General features: G+C 45.9%; 10 protein-coding genes. 1 reads left to right on the forward strand and 9 read right to left on the reverse strand.

Annotation, left to right across the window (positions count from 1 at the left end):
• Positions 1–6: 6 nt before the first annotated feature.
• A protein-coding gene (prfB, locus tag HRI96_RS07400; RefSeq protein ID WP_210116752.1) for a peptide chain release factor 2 occupies positions 7–1144 on the reverse strand; the annotation gives its coding sequence in 2 pieces (ribosomal slippage) (positions 7–1074 and positions 1076–1144; 1137 coding nt in all).
• An 89-nt stretch (positions 1145–1233) separates the two neighbouring features.
• Positions 1234–1506, reverse strand: a complete 273-nt coding sequence (locus HRI96_RS07405) for a CRISPR-associated protein Cas2 (RefSeq protein ID WP_210116753.1) — start codon at positions 1504–1506, stop codon at positions 1234–1236.
• A gap of 177 nt (positions 1507–1683) precedes the next feature.
• Between HRI96_RS07405 and HRI96_RS07410 the strand changes: the two genes are divergently transcribed.
• On the forward strand, positions 1684–2601 hold the full coding sequence (locus HRI96_RS07410; RefSeq protein WP_210116754.1) for a tetratricopeptide repeat protein: 918 nt from the start codon (positions 1684–1686) through the stop codon (positions 2599–2601).
• Here the strand turns inward: HRI96_RS07410 and HRI96_RS07415 are convergent.
• The 7 genes from HRI96_RS07415 to uvrA form a co-directional block, all read right to left on the reverse strand.
• A complete protein-coding gene (locus tag HRI96_RS07415; protein ID WP_210116755.1) occupies positions 2563–4896 on the reverse strand; it encodes a tetratricopeptide repeat protein in 2334 nt (777 codons plus the stop codon). The two genes, HRI96_RS07410 and HRI96_RS07415, sit on opposite strands and share 39 nt — an antisense overlap.
• Positions 4880–5686, reverse strand: a complete 807-nt coding sequence (locus tag HRI96_RS07420) for a hemolysin family protein (protein ID WP_210116756.1) — start codon at positions 5684–5686, stop codon at positions 4880–4882. The genes HRI96_RS07415 and HRI96_RS07420 overlap by 17 nt, the downstream gene beginning before the upstream one ends.
• Positions 5687–5696: 10 nt before the next feature.
• Entirely contained in the window at positions 5697–6182 is a 486-nt protein-coding gene (gene ybeY, locus HRI96_RS07425) for an rRNA maturation RNase YbeY (RefSeq protein ID WP_210116757.1), read from the reverse strand.
• Positions 6175–7911 carry an HD family phosphohydrolase gene (locus HRI96_RS07430; protein WP_256729180.1) on the reverse strand — a complete coding sequence of 579 codons (1737 nt, stop codon included), beginning with the start codon at positions 7909–7911 and terminating at the stop codon, positions 6175–6177. The genes ybeY and HRI96_RS07430 overlap by 8 nt, the downstream gene beginning before the upstream one ends.
• Positions 7883–8830, reverse strand: coding sequence for a PhoH family protein (locus HRI96_RS07435; protein ID WP_210116758.1), 948 nt, complete (start codon positions 8828–8830; stop codon positions 7883–7885). Before HRI96_RS07435 ends, HRI96_RS07430 begins: the two co-directional genes overlap by 29 nt.
• A 252-nt stretch (positions 8831–9082) precedes the next feature.
• The gene (locus tag HRI96_RS07440; RefSeq protein ID WP_210116759.1) at positions 9083–12532 is read right to left on the reverse strand and encodes an LPS-assembly protein LptD; all 3450 of its coding nucleotides are present in this window, start codon (positions 12530–12532) and stop codon (positions 9083–9085) included.
• Between the two features lie 9 nt (positions 12533–12541).
• A complete protein-coding gene (uvrA, locus tag HRI96_RS07445; RefSeq protein WP_256729181.1) occupies positions 12542–15481 on the reverse strand; it encodes an excinuclease ABC subunit UvrA in 2940 nt (979 codons plus the stop codon).
• Positions 15482–15588: the final 107 nt, after the last annotated feature.

Genomic DNA, 15588 nt, shown 5'->3' on the forward strand with positions numbered 1-15588 from the left:
ACTTTTTTATTTCAGATCATCGTCGTCTTCACCCGTACCCATAGGCAAACCCTTCCACTGGGCGTTCAGAAACGAATCTATGAATTGGGTTATATCGCCGTCCATTACAGCTTGAATGTTTCCAGTTTCATATTTCGTACGGTGATCTTTTACAAGCGTATACGGTTGAAACACATAAGAACGGATTTGGTTACCCCATGAAATGTCTTTTTTTTCGGCGCCGTACTTTGAATTCTCTTTTTCCTTTTGCTCTTTGTAGTATGCGTAGAGTTTCGACTTTAAAATGCTCATGGCGGTCTGGCGGTTCATTATCTGGCTGCGCTCGCTCTGGCAGGCAACCACAATTCCCGTAGGCAGGTGAGTAAAGCGGACGGCGGAGTCCGTTTTGTTCACATGCTGTCCGCCCTTTCCTCCGGCGCGGTAAGTATCGATCCTGAGATCTTCGGGTTTTATTTCAACATTTATGGAATCGTCCAAAACAGGAAATACGAATACCGATGAAAACGACGTATGGCGGCGGGCGTTTGCGTCAAAGGGACTTATGCGGACAAGCCTGTGTATTCCAGCTTCTCCCTTAAGATAGCCGTAAACGTAATCTCCGTTTATCTGAATGGTGATCGATTTTATTCCGCCTTCAGCTTCAAGCATATCCACGGTTTCCATCTTAAAACCCTGCCTCTCGGCCCAGCGTATGTACATTCTGCTGAGCATATAGGCCCAGTCTTCGGCTTCCGTTCCGCCGGCGCCGGAATGTATCGTAAGAAAAGCGCTGCTCTTATCCACTTCTCCCGAAAGCAAATTCAATATGCTCTGATGTTCGAATTCCTCCTTTGCTGTATTTAACATAAGCTTAAGCTCTTCTTCAACGGATTCGTCTTTGCTTTCTTCTCCAAGTTCATAGAGAGCTTCAATATCGTTTATGTCGGACACGAGTTTTTTCCACGGTTCCACGCGCCCTTTTAGAAGCTTTATCTCATTCATAACCTGTTGAGCTTTTTGCTGATCTTCCCAAAAATTTTCAGCCGTCGTCTGAGCTTCTTTTTCCGCTATTTTTTTTTCGATGGAAGCGGGGTCAAAGACGCCCCCAAACATTCATAATATCTTCTTTTAATTCCGTAATCGGCGTTTTCAATTCTTCAAGCATGTATTATTCCTCACGGTTTTGCAGTATTTTTTTCGGCGGTTTTGCACGCGGATACCCGATTTGCATTTTACAAGGGGAACCCGCATATTTTACGCTTTGATAAGGCATCTGCGCCATTTCTTTTTATTCAATTCCGTAACGGCGAACATTCCGTTTAAAGGGAATTGGTAAAAACGCAAAGTATCGTAATAATCCGTCACCCTGTCGATATCCTGTTTCAGACGCATAAACTGAGTCTCGTCCAACACGGTGCTTTCCCAGCATGCTCTCTGAATTTTTTTAAAGCCGTATTGCTTAACGACCGAAGCCAATGCTTTTGCGGAATCTGCGCTGCCCGGATCAAGAACGACGGAAACAAACATACTATAAGAATAAAATAAATGGGTATTAATGTCAAATTATCGGCATTTATAACCTAGATAACCGCACCGAACCTGTACAAAAATGAAATAAGTGCCGGCATAAAAGACGGAACGCGGGGCGGCGGCCCGTCTTTCGCGCATCTTGCAATTAGGCCGTTTCAAATATATTATTACAATATGAAAAAAAGGCTCGGGCTTTTATCGTTTTTTAATCCGTTTTTTCCGATATTTGTTTTTTTAACGTTAAAAATTTACCCTCAGCCGGCGCGTTCGGCAGTATACAACGTTACAGCCGCCCCGGAATCCGTAAATTCCATAAAAATAAGCTGGGAATTTACGGGAAATTCGTCCGATGCATCGTTTGAAATATACAGAGCCTTAAGACCGTTTTCCGCAGCCTACGAACTGTCCGAAAATCTGAAAATAGCCGAAATTCCCCAGAGGGAGAGATCTTATTCCGATAAGGTAGCAGATTACAAGGAATATTATTACGCCGTAATTGTAAAAGCGCCGGACGGAAGCGGAGGAATAATCCTGCCGTCAATAAACGCGACGGTAAACGGCGCAAGGCGGAAGGCGGCTTTTTCAAAAGACGCACAAATATCTCAAAATCCCGCGCCGGAAAAAACATATCCTGAAGGCGTTCTGAGGGAAATTCCTCTTCCGGTCATAGCCGTGCCGGAATACGGAAGCGGCGCCGCATATCCTTTGAAAAATAAAACCGTAGAAGCCGGCGAAAATCTTTCAGAAAAAGAAAATCAAAAACCTTTGCTCGCTCCCTACGCTTTTGAACAGGATCTCGTTTCGCCCGAAGGCGGAGACGATTATCTTTTATTCGACACGCTGCACAAAACTTTCGCAAAAAGGAAGTACGAAGAAGGAATAATAAAGTTAAACGAATTTTTATCCGTAAAGCACAAAAAAAATACGGAAGACCGCGCATACTTTTATCTGGGACAGTGCCAGTATTTTTCCGGAAATTTTAAAGATGCGGTTATGTCTTTTCTTAAAATTCAAGACGAATATCCGATTCTGACGCGAAAATGGATCGATTCTTCACTTGACCTGATCAGTATTTCCGATATTGCGGATTAGCTCGATAAGAACAGGCCTTCTTGCAAGATTCATGGATTCGTATGTAAGCTCGTTTTCTCCGTCGGAAGAATCGCCAGCATCTGAGTTTGAAGCGGCTCTGCCGTCCGCGGCGGCGGCAGGGGCGGTTTCGGAAGCGGCAGCAGCGCCGTTGCTGTTGGCCGATCCCCTTGCAGCGCCGCCGCCCGATACTGATAGAACGCCGCCTTGCCCGGAAGCGGGCGCAGCGATCGAAGTTACGCCGCTTTCGGCGGCAGAATCCGCTTGAGGCATCCTTATGAGCGCCACTTCGTCGCCGATATTCAAATTGTCAAAAAAACCTTTCTGCTTAAAAGCGGCCTCGGAAACTTCTTCACCCGCTGCGGAAACGGCTGCGGTGCCTACGACGGAAGAAGGCTTATAACTTAGGCCTGCGCTTGAATTTGCAGTGCGTATTTCACCTTTTTTTACTACGTCGAATTCGGCGCCGGGTACGATTCCTTCAGTTTTGCCCAAGTCTATGAGAAGGGTATCTCCTTCACGTGCAAGAACACGGCCCTTTACAGGAAGCGTTTCAAGAATTTTACGGCGCAAAAATCTGAGGCTGATCGAATATCTGTCGTTACCCGTGCGGAAAACGGAAAAAGATCTGATTTCATTTCCGCTTAAAGCCGAATACATAACCGCGTCCGCTGAAAGTTCCCGCTCGGTCTCGTTAAGTTTTAGAATTAAAAAATAATCCAAGCCCGACCGCCGCGCTTTGCCGAAAGCGTCCGCATAGCCGGACACGGGAATAGGTTTTACATCGACCGACGCGGCGGAAATTCCTGAAAACATATCGCACAACAATTCCGAAACGATTCTTATCGATTCCGGATGCTGCAGTTCCGAAGGAGAAGACTCGTAGCAAATTCCCAAATGCCAGCGGATTTTATCAAGGTAGAGCGGATCTATGTTCCACTTTGAAGCGAGCGTACTCTGCAAAAGCGATTCATACGCTTCGATAGTATCCGTAAGTTCGGAGGAAGGAATTTCACCGGCTTTTTCTTTGCCGGTTTTTATAAATTTAAGCTGCTCCAGATACAATTCATACAATCCGTCGCGGACAAGCTGCTCGGCATAGGACGTGCGCGCATCCGTGTCATACGGATAGAGTTTTAAAGCTCTCTGATACTCAAAGCGCATCGCGCTTCCCTGAAATTTCTTTTCATAAGCCTTTGCTTTTCCGACGTGATATTCTGCCCAAACGGCGCGGCGTTTGTCTTCAAGAGGAACCGTTTCGTTGGCAAGAAGCTCAAACGCGGCTCTGAGAATTTCATTCTGAGGATCCGCATAAAGAGCGTTTTCCCAAACGGAAAGAGCCTGCGCGGTTTTTCCTTGCCTATAAAGCGACAGACCTTTGATATACCAGAATTTACCGTTAGAGCGGTCGCGGTCTATGCAAAAATCGCAGACGTCTATGGCTTCGGTATACTTGCCCCGCATAAACAAGATGTTTGCCAGCAGTTCGTACGCGGCGTAATAGCTGCCGTCGATCTGAAGGCTTGAGCGGACTCTGTATTCCGCGCTTTCAAAATTTCCGGCTTTAGCGTCAAGATACGCCGCAAGAAAATGCACTTCCGCATTCCCGGAATGATATTGAAGCGCCTGACTTACGTAATTTCTGGTAAGCTCGGTTTTGCCCTGCTCGGCGGAAATAAGCGCAAGGCTTAAAAGCGCTTTTCTGTTGGAACCCTGCCGCTTCAGCGCATCCTTATAAAGATTTTCGGCGTCGCCTATTCTGCCTGAAAATAAATCAAGTTCCGCAAGTCCGAACCGGGCTTCAATATTGTTGGGATAGGCGGATAATACCTTTTCAAAAATCGAACGAGCCTGTGTAAAATTCCCTAGGGAAATATAAGTCATCCCGCGCAGGTTTTGAATTTCCGAATCGTTTTTTGCGTATTTGGCGGCCGTGTCGGCGTATTGTAAGGCAAGATCAAATTCGTCAAGATAATAGGCGCACTGAGAAAGATGAAGCCAAGCGTCTCCGTAAGTGGGATTTAACATGGTCGCCTGTTTAAACGCTTCCATAGCGGAATAATAACTTCCGGACTGCTGCCGGCTCACTCCGATCTTATAAAAATCTGAAGCAGACTGAGAGACTTGACCGGATCCGGCCGCCTGAGCAAGAAGCACAGCATTTGCAGCCGAGGCAGTCGGCAAAGAAACGCCCGCAGTCCATTCCTGCTGAGCATTCAGCTCTTTTACCGGTAAAAGCGATACGGCAAAAGATAAAACAAAAGTAAGCAATAAATGCATATTATTCGCTTTTTTCATCTGCGGTTTTTTCTCCCGTGCGGCGTATGACTTTTATGACATTTATGCGGTGCCCTTCCATGTCCTGAACGATAAGATCAAAATTATTCCAGCTTGTCTTTTCAAATTTGACGGGAATCTTTCCGAACAGGTCGAAAACAAAGCCTCCGAGCGTGTCAAATTCCTGGGTCGGAAATTCCGCTCCTATAGTTTCATTAAGGTCGTCAAGGCTTATCCTGGCGTCGCAAAGCCAGATGTCGCCGCTTAAAGAGATAATGTCTTCTCTTTCATTATCAAATTCGTCCTGAATGTCTCCGACGATTTCTTCAATTATGTCTTCCATAGTGACAATGCCGGATATTCCGCCGTATTCGTCTACCGCCATAGCTATGTGCAGATGGCGCCTTTTAAATTCGCGCAAAAGGCTGTCAATGTGCTTGGACTCGGGAATAAAATACGCTTTTCGGATGATCTTTTTTAAATCGATCGATTCTTTTCGAGCAAAGGCGTAAATCAGATCTTTTACATACATAACCCCGATTACATTATCGATCGATTCGTCGTAAACGGGAAAGCGCGAATGCCCGCTGGCAAGGATTTTTTCCAAAAGTTCGTCTTGCGGAATGTCTATGGAAATAAAGTCGACATCGATCCGCGGAATCATAACTTCCTTTACAGTAGTATTGGGCATATCCTCGATGCCCTTGATCATGTCCTGTTTTTCTTCATTGAGGATTTGTCTTTGCTCGTCGCCTAAAAGATCCGAGTTTTGCGCGTCTTTTTGTTTTTTTCCTAAACCGAATAATCCCATAATCTAAAATCTATCCCGTAATTATTTTTTCACCGCGAAGCTCAAAAAGCAATTTTTCCTGCAGCACGAGCATATCGCAAAAAGGCTTATGATCCTTTTCGATGTGCTCGTTGCCGTGATCCATTCCCGCCAAATGCAGTAAAGCGTGAACTAAAAGACGTTTTAATTCTTCGTCTTCCGTACAGTCAAAGTATTGCGCATTTTTAACAAGCATATCAAGGCTGATCGCAATATCTCCCGCATTTATCCATTCAACGCCGTCTTCATCAGTATACGGCGAATTGTCTTCAAAAGAAAGGACATCCGTCGAACTGTCTATGTGCCGGTATTCGCCGTTAAGGCGCCGCATCATTTCATCGCCGCAAAACAAAACGGAAAGCGCTTTACCGTCATAGTTAAGTTTTTCCATAACATTAAGAATAAATTTTTTTGCGTTATCCGCCCATACGGGTTCTTCGATTCCTTCCTGAAATGAAATAAAAACGCAATTAGCCATTTTTTTTAGTCTCGCCAGGATCTTTTTCGGCGGATATTTCATCGTTTGAAGGCGCGGCTTCCGCTTCGTCCGGGTCTTTTTGATCCGGATATTCCACACGGGTATGATGATAGGCCGTCAAAAGCTGGACAAACGATTCTCTTATCTTGGCTATGTCGCTGAAAGTGATGGGACAATTGTCAAGCTGATGATGTTCGATTTTGGCCGCGATAAGCTGTCGTACAAATTTATCTATTCTGGAAGCCGACGGGTTTTCAAGCGTGCGGCAAGCGGCTTCTACGGTGTCGGCAAGCATCACAACTGCGGATTCCCGGGTGGTAGGCGGCGTACCGTTATAAGAAAAGTCTTCGGGCGATACATTGGGATCCTTCTTTTTCGCTTCGTTGTAAAAATACGCGATAACGCTGTTTCCGTGATGTTCCGCAATTATATCGATAATCGGCTGGGGCAAATGCATCTGCCTGGCCTTTTCAACGCCTTTTTTTACGTGGCTTCTTATGATTGAAACTGAAAGCGAAGGATTTATTTCATTGTGCTTATTTTCCATAGAGCCCTGATTTTCAGTAAAATATTCGGGCTGATCGAGTTTGCCTATGTCGTGATAGTATGCGCCGACTCTGGCGAGCAGCGCGTTGGCTCCGATCGCGTGCGCGGCGTTTTCAGCCAGGGAAGAAACCATCATGGAATGGCTGTAGGTTCCGCTTGCGACAAGGAGCATGCGGCGCATTATGGGTTGATTGTTTACGTCGCTCAAATCCATCAGGCGGAATACCGAAGCGGTGTTTAAAAGCATTTCGAGCGGAGTAAGAAATCCCAGAGCGAGTATGCCTGAAATAAAGCCGCTCAAAGCCACGCCGGCAAATATCTGCACTCCGTCTAAAAAATTATCGTTAAAGATAACTTTTAACAGCATTACAAATACCGCATTTAAAACAGAAATCAAAATCGAAGCCAGCACCATGTCTATGCGGCGCGTTATCCTTCGCACGATTATGGCGGCGGAAATCGACGAACAGAGCGTGTAGAGAGCCGGAATAAGTCTGAAACCCGTAGCGCATAAAACCCCGAGCGAAAGCATACAGACAAAAAAATACGTTGAAATATGGTTGAATAACACCGTTATCAAAAAAATCGCGAAGGCGCACGGAATTATTATAAGTATGGAATAATCGCTTGCAAACAGGGGCGACTTACGCCCCAACGAAGCGACGGCGAACACAAGCACAAAAAAAATCACTTCGACAAGCGATTCTTTAAAATTTATCCGTATGCCTAAAATTTCAGACGAAGATAAAAAACACCACAATATCGCTATCAAAAGCAAATACAGCGTATAGTTTGCAAATGCCCTGAAATCCATGTATATGGGCGATTCCGCGATCTTCCGCAGTTTTTCGTACGCTTCCGCTGAAATAGGAAAGCCCTTCCGGATGATTTTTTCGCCCTCTTCAACCGCGACGGGATTTTCAATATCGGGCGCAAGGGATTTTGCGGCGATTATAGTCCTGTCGGCTATTTGCCCTATTTCAAAATCGTTCAGCGTAAAACTGGCGACCGTTTCCGTAGTGGAGATATTAAAGTAGTTTATCACGGACAACGCAGCAAACGCACACAAAATCAGGATAATATTAGCAATGTTGCGCTTAAAAAAAGCCAAAACTGCGTCATGCAAGTAATTTTTATCTTCCGAAGAAGCATTCTTATCTTTCATCTTTTTTATCATTTTCATACGCCTGTACTATTTTTTGGACTAACGGGTTTCTAACCACATCTTCACAGCTCATTTCAATCTTAGCTATGTCGGGAATTCCTGAAAGAATTTCTATCGCATTTACGAGCCCTGATCGCGTGCGGGCGGGAAGGTCCGTTTGGGTTATGTCGCCGGTGACAAACATTTTTGAATTTTCCCCCATACGGGTGAGGAACATCTTCATCTGAGCGCAGGAAGCGTTTTGAGCTTCGTCAAGTATTATGACGCTGTCGCTTAAAGTGCGTCCGCGCATATAAGCCAGCGGAGCGGTTTCTATAACTCCCGACTCAGTGAGCCGTCTTACAGTTTCACGCGGCAAGACGGAAGTCATCGCATCAAAGAGGGGTCGCAAATACGGATTTATTTTTTGTTCGAGATCTCCGGGCAAAAACCCGAGGCTTTCGCCAGCTTCCACTATCGGGCGCGTGAGTATGATCGACGATTTTTTATGCGACATTAAAAGTCTGAGCGCTTCGGCAACTGCAAGAAAAGTCTTTCCGCTTCCTGCGGGCCCCGTGCAGAACACCATGTCGTGCTTCCGCATAGCCTGCACGTAGTCTGCCTGCCCTACGCTTCTGGGATACACTTTTCGAATTCCGCCGGGAACCGTTATGGAGCTGGTCTCAAAGGCGGCGTGCGTTCCCGCATGAAGGATAGAAGCGATCATATCTTCACTTCCGTCCGAGCCGTCGCCGATCTCGTCTATGATCCTGTCTATAATAAATCTGAATTTTTGCTGTACTGCGGGATCATCCTTTTCAACGGAAAGCTCATTTCCGCGGGTGAATACGGGCACGCCGAGATGCTCTTCAATAAGTCTTAAGTTACTGTCATTAGTACCGCATACACGCGCAAGGACGTCCGCGTCAGGCACTACTATGGTATATGTAGAATCCACTGAACCTCTGTCTTACCAATAGATTATCATTCAAAACGGGCAATAGTCGACGGACAGTCTAAAAAGTAACGGACTTTTAAGACATCCATGTTCAAATATTAATCTTACGGCAGCGTTTGGTCAAGGCGGTGTGCAGCAGCGCATGTATCGGCAAACGCCGCGTATGTATCGGCGATCCTCACAGGAAAATTCTTTGCAGCGTTGAAAAAAGGCGGCACTCTCGGCAGCGTTCTATCGCAAAATAGCGCCGCGTCACGGATTGAGCTCCCAATCGCCGTATTCGTCGACAATCTTAGTTTTCATTCCGGTCATAGGCCGCCATACTACGGAAATCGTAAAATACGGTCTGTAATCATAATACTTTTCACTCGAAGCCTTTGTAACAAGACGAGGTTCGATTTTAAATGATGAAGCAAAATCCCAGTCATGAAGATCGTGCTTTACGGAAACCTTGAAATTTTCAAGTTTAAAGCCCGAAGACCTGCGTTTGCTTTCGTCGTCAAAGCGGAAAGAATCTATCGCATCTTTAAGCCAGTTTGTTTCCCCCGAAATTTTTGCCTCGGGACCCAAATACTGCTGAACATAGCGGTATATGACGTCGTTTCTGGAACCGGAAGAAAATTCTATATCCAAAAATTCATTGATTTTAAATGTGATAGCCGGAGTAAATTTAAAATAGCTGTTCGTAGGACGCAAAAAATCGTATACGAGGCTTGAAGAAAGCGAAGGCGCCCAACTGATCCTGTTCTTCCAATAGCGGAACGTCTTTTTTGAACGAACGTAAGACAAACTGAGCGAATACGGCAAAAATTCCTTTTTACTTCTGGCAACCCAGCCGGAAGTTTCGTTAAAATCATAGCCGGTAGTATAGCTTGCCGTGTACGCCGCGTGAAAATCGTAGGCGGAAAAAGACAACCGCAGAGAATCTTTGTATTCCTCTTCAAGTTCATACGTATAAGCCTGCGTAAATTTTACATTTCCGCCGCCCAAATTTAAAGACAGGGATTCTTTAAACGGCTCTTTTTTCCACCCGGTATCGGTTTTGCTTATCTGCTTTATGCCGGTTTCAAACGAAAGACTCGTATAAGGAAATGTAAACGTCAATGTTCCGTAATATCTGTCAACCTGCGGAGGGAGCGTCGTCGAAAGCACTAATTTTTGCCCGAACGAATCGTCAAGCTGCTTTGCTCCGAGCGTCATATTCAAGGTGTGTACGGTAACGCATTCTTCGTCGAACAAGTCGGCGGTTATATAGTCCCATTCTGGATTGTCTGCGTCGCCTACAAACTTTGTGCGTACCATCTTTACGGTCGTATTCCAAGTTATTCCCGTTTCTTTAAAATGCTCGGTATAATAAAACGGTCTGACGGAAATTTCATTGGTATTGGTAAGGTCGAGCTTCCGCGCCGCGTAGTCCGTTTTACGGATTGAATCCACACCGCTTTGCGTATAGCCGCCGTGTGAAGTATCCGTAGAAATATAAGGATGGGATTGATACACCGGTTCAAATAAAAACGTGTCAGTCAATCCTAAAAAATTTCCCTTATATCCGAAATTGCTGGTCAAATTTACCGGCGATTTGAACAAAACCATGGTGGACCTAGTGCGGCTCCAGTCGAAGTCGCTGGGCTCGGCGATTCCCGTAGACGAATATGAAAATTCCGATACGTATGAAGGGGAAATCAAATACGAAAGCGAATACGAAATCAGTTCCGTATTTTTTACAGCCGGCGGACTAAACGCTATTTTCGGTAAGGCGCTTTCAGGCAGGGCTAAATCCGGCTGAGCCGGCTGCAATTGCGTCATTTGCGGCGAAGTTGGCTGAGAATGCGGTGAACGCGTTGTCTGCGGCGGCTGCGGGTTCGTTGGCGGCACCTGCGGCTGTGCGGCGTCTTCTTTAAGAGAACCTGCCGATGTCGTTTCAGAATCTTCGGAGTTCTGACTAACGCCGTCCTGCAAGGTGGTGTCCGCAAGTTCCGCCGGGGCTGTAAGAGAAAGTTCTTTATTCTGCGCTGCGGTATTTTTTGAAGAAGATCTGCCGACAGACGCATTTGAAGCGCTTGAGCCCAGCGAAAGCAATGTGCCGGATATTTTTCCGCTTATTTTAAACGGATTTATCTGTGACGGATAAAAAAACTTTCTTTCGGGCGTATAAACCTTCCATTGAGCAGGATTTGATGAAGAAGCGACAACGGAATTGTTCAAACTCGAAAAAAGAACCGAAGATGAAAAGTCCGACACGGAAATCGAAGAGACGTACGGTTTTACAGACTTGGGAACGGGAATATTATACGTTCCTGAAAGGTTCCATGAAAACGAAGTCATTTCAGCCTTTTTTTTATCATCCGTTTCGGATGCAAGGCTGGGATTTGAGATCAGATAGTCTATCCAGTCCATAGTTTCCGTGCGGTCGCCAAAATCGCTTGTAAAATAAGGATCGGAATATAACGGCATCGAAAGCGTAATCGACAGGGGTTTATCCATGTTGAGTTTCAGATCGGCCTTGTATCTGTAGGGAAGTTCGATTCCTAAAAAATTGGAAGAATCGCTGTAAATTTTTTCCGACGAAGGCTCGTACGGGCTGTAGACCCCGTTTTTTTGGAATACGGTATTGCTGAAACCCAATTCGGCGTTAAATTTTAAATTTGAAACGTATTCGTTTTTGGGTTTTACAGTTCCGTCTATCCCGATCATATAACCCAAAGAGGCGTACCAATCCGCCATGATTTTTACATAGTTTACCGTATCTCCCTTAAAATCGCTGTCAAGATTGTGCAGCATGAGCCCTTGGCGTTCCTGATCTTTAAGCTTTGAAGGTTTTACAAAGCTGTAATAGCTTTCGTCGCTTTCATCGTCGTCGTCGGAATATTGATCCGCAACGTCGTAGGCGCTCAAAGGTTTACGCCCTAATATATATGTCGTCGTCTGAAAAAAATATCCTTCCCGCTGTCTGAAACCGAAAACGGGATTAAAAACAAGCTCGTCTTTGGGATACCAAAAAGCCGGCAGATAAAAAACGGGCACTTGCCCCACGTACAAAAGAGCGTTAAAAAAGGCGAATTCTCCGCCGGGCAAAAGCCATATACGCGACGCCTTTATTTTCCAGTGCGGCGGATCTTCGTCGCAAAAAGTGAGGGCGCCGTTTTTAAAAGTTACGGTTCCCGAATCGTCCCGCCCGAAGATATCCGAAGCCACTATCAATGTGGAACCTGACGGAATATTAAGGGAATCCGTCTGCGCCTGCACTATACGCCCCCCGTCAAAAATTCCTTCTAGGGTGGCCGTGTTAAAAAGCAGGGAATTTGCAGTGACGGTTTCGTTGCCGGAATCCTTGCCCGTCTGCAAAAGTTTTACGGAGCCTTCCGCATAAAGCATATCTTTTGCACGGTTGTAGTTGATCGTGTCGGCGCTTATGGTGGTAACGCTTCCGTCTTTTTCAACCGAAACGACAACCCCTCCTTCAAGCACTATGATATCGGTACCGTCAATTTCATTTTTTTTGTTGCCGGTTCTGTCCGCTCTTTTAATGGTAATTACGGTTATATCATCTTTTTTTTTAAGAGATTCCGCAGCTTTAGGTTCTTGCGCGCGGGCGTCACCTTTAACATCGGAAAGAGCGTTCTCATCCGCAAATACGGCTTTCCCTAAGATGATAAAAAGGCAGAGAGATAAAAAGCGTATTCCGAACGGCAATTTTTTCATAGATATTATCTATTTTACATTCATCTTACATTTATTTTCAAACATCTGTTTAATGTAAAATCCGGTGTACGATCCTTCAACCGAAGCCACTTGCTCTGGCGTTCCTTCCGCTATTATCCGCCCGCCTCTAAAGCCTCCTTCGGGGCCTAAGTCAATGATGCGGTCTGCCTGGCATATTACGTCAAGGTTGTGTTCTATCATGACGACCGTATTTCCCTGATCCGCAAGCCTTTGGATAACCGTCATAAGCTGTTTTACGTCGGCAAAGTGAAGCCCCGTCGTAGGTTCGTCAAGTATGTACAAGGTCTTGCCTGTTGAAACGCGCGCAAGCTCGTTTGCAAGCTTTACTCTCTGGGCTTCTCCGCCCGAAAGGGTGAGAGCCGACTGCCCCAGCTGAATATATCCCAACCCTACGGATCTGAGAGTTTCAAGTTTGCGGGCTATATGCGGAATCTGCGGGAAAAATTCGCAGGCCTCCTCTATCGTCATGTCTAAAACGTCGGCAATGTTTTTACCCTTATATGTAACTTCCAACGTCTCTTTGTTAAACCTTTTGCCGTGGCACACATCGCACGTTATATAAACGTCGGGCAAAAAATTCATTTCGATAGTTATAGTGCCGTTTCCCTGACAGTGCTCGCAGCGTCCGCCTTTTACGTTAAAGCTGAACCTGCCGGGCAAATATCCTCTGGCCTTAGCTTCCGGCAGCGATGAAAAAAGATCGCGGATGCCGTTAAACACGCCTACGTAGGTTGCGGGATTCGAACGCGGCGAGCGGCCTATGGGACTTTGGTCGATATTTATAACCTTATCTATATGCTCAAGCCCGGAAATTTCGCCGCAGCGGCCCACAGGGTATTTTGTGCGCATGAGTTTATTGCTCACAGCAGGATATAATACGTCGGAAAGCAGCGTAGATTTTCCGGAACCGGAAACGCCCGTTATACAGGTAAAAGTTCCGAGCGGTATACAAAGGTCTACGTTCTTAAGATTGTGTTCACTCGCATTTTTTAATATGAGCGTATGACCGTTCCCCTGCCGCCTTTGTGAAGGGATATCCATACTGAGCTTTCCCGATAAAAACTGCCCGGTAAAACTCTCATGTACTCCTTCAACTTGTTCCGGCGTTCCCGACGCGACAACCCTTCCTCCGTGTATGCCAGCGCCCGGACCTATATCTACGATCCAATCGGCGGTGCGAAGAGTTTGCTCATCGTGTTCTACGACTATCACGGAATTCCCGAGATCTCGAAGATAGGTAAGAGTGTCTATGAGGCGCTGATTGTCGCGCTGGTGAAGGCCGATCGAAGGTTCGTCAAGAATGTACATAACTCCCGTAAGAGCGGAACCTATCTGGGTGGCAAGCCTGATCCGCTGCGCTTCGCCTCCTGAAAGAGTTCCGGCCGAACGGTCAAGGGTAAGATAATCAAGCCCGACGTTTTTTAAAAATGAAAGCCTTGAGCGGATCTCTTTTAAAACCTGCGCGGCAATATGGTTTTCGGTTTCGGTAAGTTCAATATTCTCAAAAAAATCAATCGTTTCAAGAACGGAAAGAGCGCTTAACTCTATGATATTTTTTCCACCTACGGTAACGGCTAAGGCTTCAGGACGGAGCCTGTTTCCCGAACACGAAGAACATATGCGGTGCGCCATAAATTTTTCAAGGCTCTCTTTCATCGCGTCGCCCCACGCTTCAATATAACGCCTTTTCATGTCGACAAAAATTCCGGGCCAAGGCTGGTTGTATTCAGACTGACCCGTACCGCTTTGCTTGTAGTATACCCAGTGCAGCGGTTTGTCGGAACCGTTTACTATCATGTTTTTTTGTTTTTCAGTGAGCTCGTTAAAAGGAGTATCAAGCGAAAATCCGTAAGCGTCCGCCACAGCCTTAAACCTGCACGTATTCCATACTGAAGAAGGATTATAAGGAAGTATTCCGTGCTCATTATAAGATTTATGCTTGTCGGGAATCATAAGGTCCAGATCAAATTCCATTTTTTCGCCGAGTCCTGTGCATTCGGGACAGGCGCCGAAAGGATTGTTAAATGAAAAAAGACGCGGCTGAAGTTCCGGAATCGAAATACCGCAGTCGGGACAGGCGTTTTTTTGGCTGAAAAACACTTCCTGCTCAAGGTAATCCTTGCTCAAATCTACGGCGGAACCGCTTGCGGCGACGGCCTTCATAACTTCCGCGAAAGCCGCATCTTCCTTATTCACTCGGCGGGAAACCGTTATGATGCCGTTAGCGCTTTTAAGAGCCGTTTCAATAGAATCCGCAAGTCTTTTTCTCACATCGTCTTTTAAAACGATGCGGTCGATCACAAGCTCGATAGTATGTTTTTTTTGCTTATCGAGTTTTATCGATTCGGTAAGATCGGCAAGCACTCCGTCAATTCTGGCGCGCACGAACCCTGCGGCGCGCGCGTCGTCAAGAATTTTTTGATGTTCGCCCTTTTTTCCGCGTACGACAGGCGCAAGAATTTGAAGTTTCGTTCCCTCTTCCCAGCTCATCACGGTATTTATTATCTGATCGACGGATTGCTCTTGAATGACGCGGCCGCAATTCGGACAGTGGGCGACCCCTATACGGGCATAGAGCAATCTGTAATAATCATAAATTTCAGTAACCGTTCCCACTGTCGAGCGCGGATTGTTATTAGTGCTTTTTTGCTCTATCGATATGGCCGGTGAAAGACCTTCTATCAAATCTACGTCGGGTTTATCCATACGTCCCAAAAACTGCCTAGCGTAAGAAGAAAGACTTTCCATATAGCGCCGCTGTCCTTCGGCAAAAAGCGTGTCAAAGGCAAGGGAGCTTTTTCCGGAACCCGACAACCCCGAAACCACTACCAATTTATTGCGAGGAATTTCTATATCTATATTTTTAAGATTGTGTTCGCGGGCGCCCTTGATAACGATCTTTTTGCCCTGCACAGGATAAACGTTCATTACATAAGTATAGTAAAATTCAAACGCTTTCTCAAGGACTCGCATTGAATCACGTCATTACCACACGCAGCACGCTGGCGAAATCTCGCCTTGTGCGCCGCGTGTAA

The organism is Treponema parvum (genome assembly GCF_017893945.1).
In the GTDB taxonomy this organism is placed as follows: domain Bacteria; phylum Spirochaetota; class Spirochaetia; order Treponematales; family Treponemataceae; genus Treponema_D; species Treponema_D parvum_A.

What these genes read in the sequence shown, in the direction of transcription:
- HRI96_RS07405 (WP_210116753.1), bottom strand. Translation starts at nt 1,506, where the DNA reads ATGTTTGTTTCCGTCGTTCTTGATCCGGGCAGCGCAGATTCCGCAAAA.
- HRI96_RS07410 (WP_210116754.1), top strand. Translation starts at nt 1,684, where the DNA reads ATGAAAAAAAGGCTCGGGCTTTTATCGTTTTTTAATCCGTTTTTTCCG.
- HRI96_RS07415 (WP_210116755.1), bottom strand. Translation starts at nt 4,896, where the DNA reads ATGAAAAAAGCGAATAATATGCATTTATTGCTTACTTTTGTTTTATCT.
- HRI96_RS07420 (WP_210116756.1), bottom strand. Translation starts at nt 5,686, where the DNA reads ATGGGATTATTCGGTTTAGGAAAAAAACAAAAAGACGCGCAAAACTCG.
- ybeY (WP_210116757.1), bottom strand. Translation starts at nt 6,182, where the DNA reads ATGGCTAATTGCGTTTTTATTTCATTTCAGGAAGGAATCGAAGAACCC.
- HRI96_RS07430 (WP_256729180.1), bottom strand. Translation starts at nt 7,911, where the DNA reads ATGAAAATGATAAAAAAGATGAAAGATAAGAATGCTTCTTCGGAAGAT.
- HRI96_RS07440 (WP_210116759.1), bottom strand. Translation starts at nt 12,532, where the DNA reads ATGAAAAAATTGCCGTTCGGAATACGCTTTTTATCTCTCTGCCTTTTT.
- uvrA (WP_256729181.1), bottom strand. Translation starts at nt 15,481, where the DNA reads ATGAACGTTTATCCTGTGCAGGGCAAAAAGATCGTTATCAAGGGCGCC.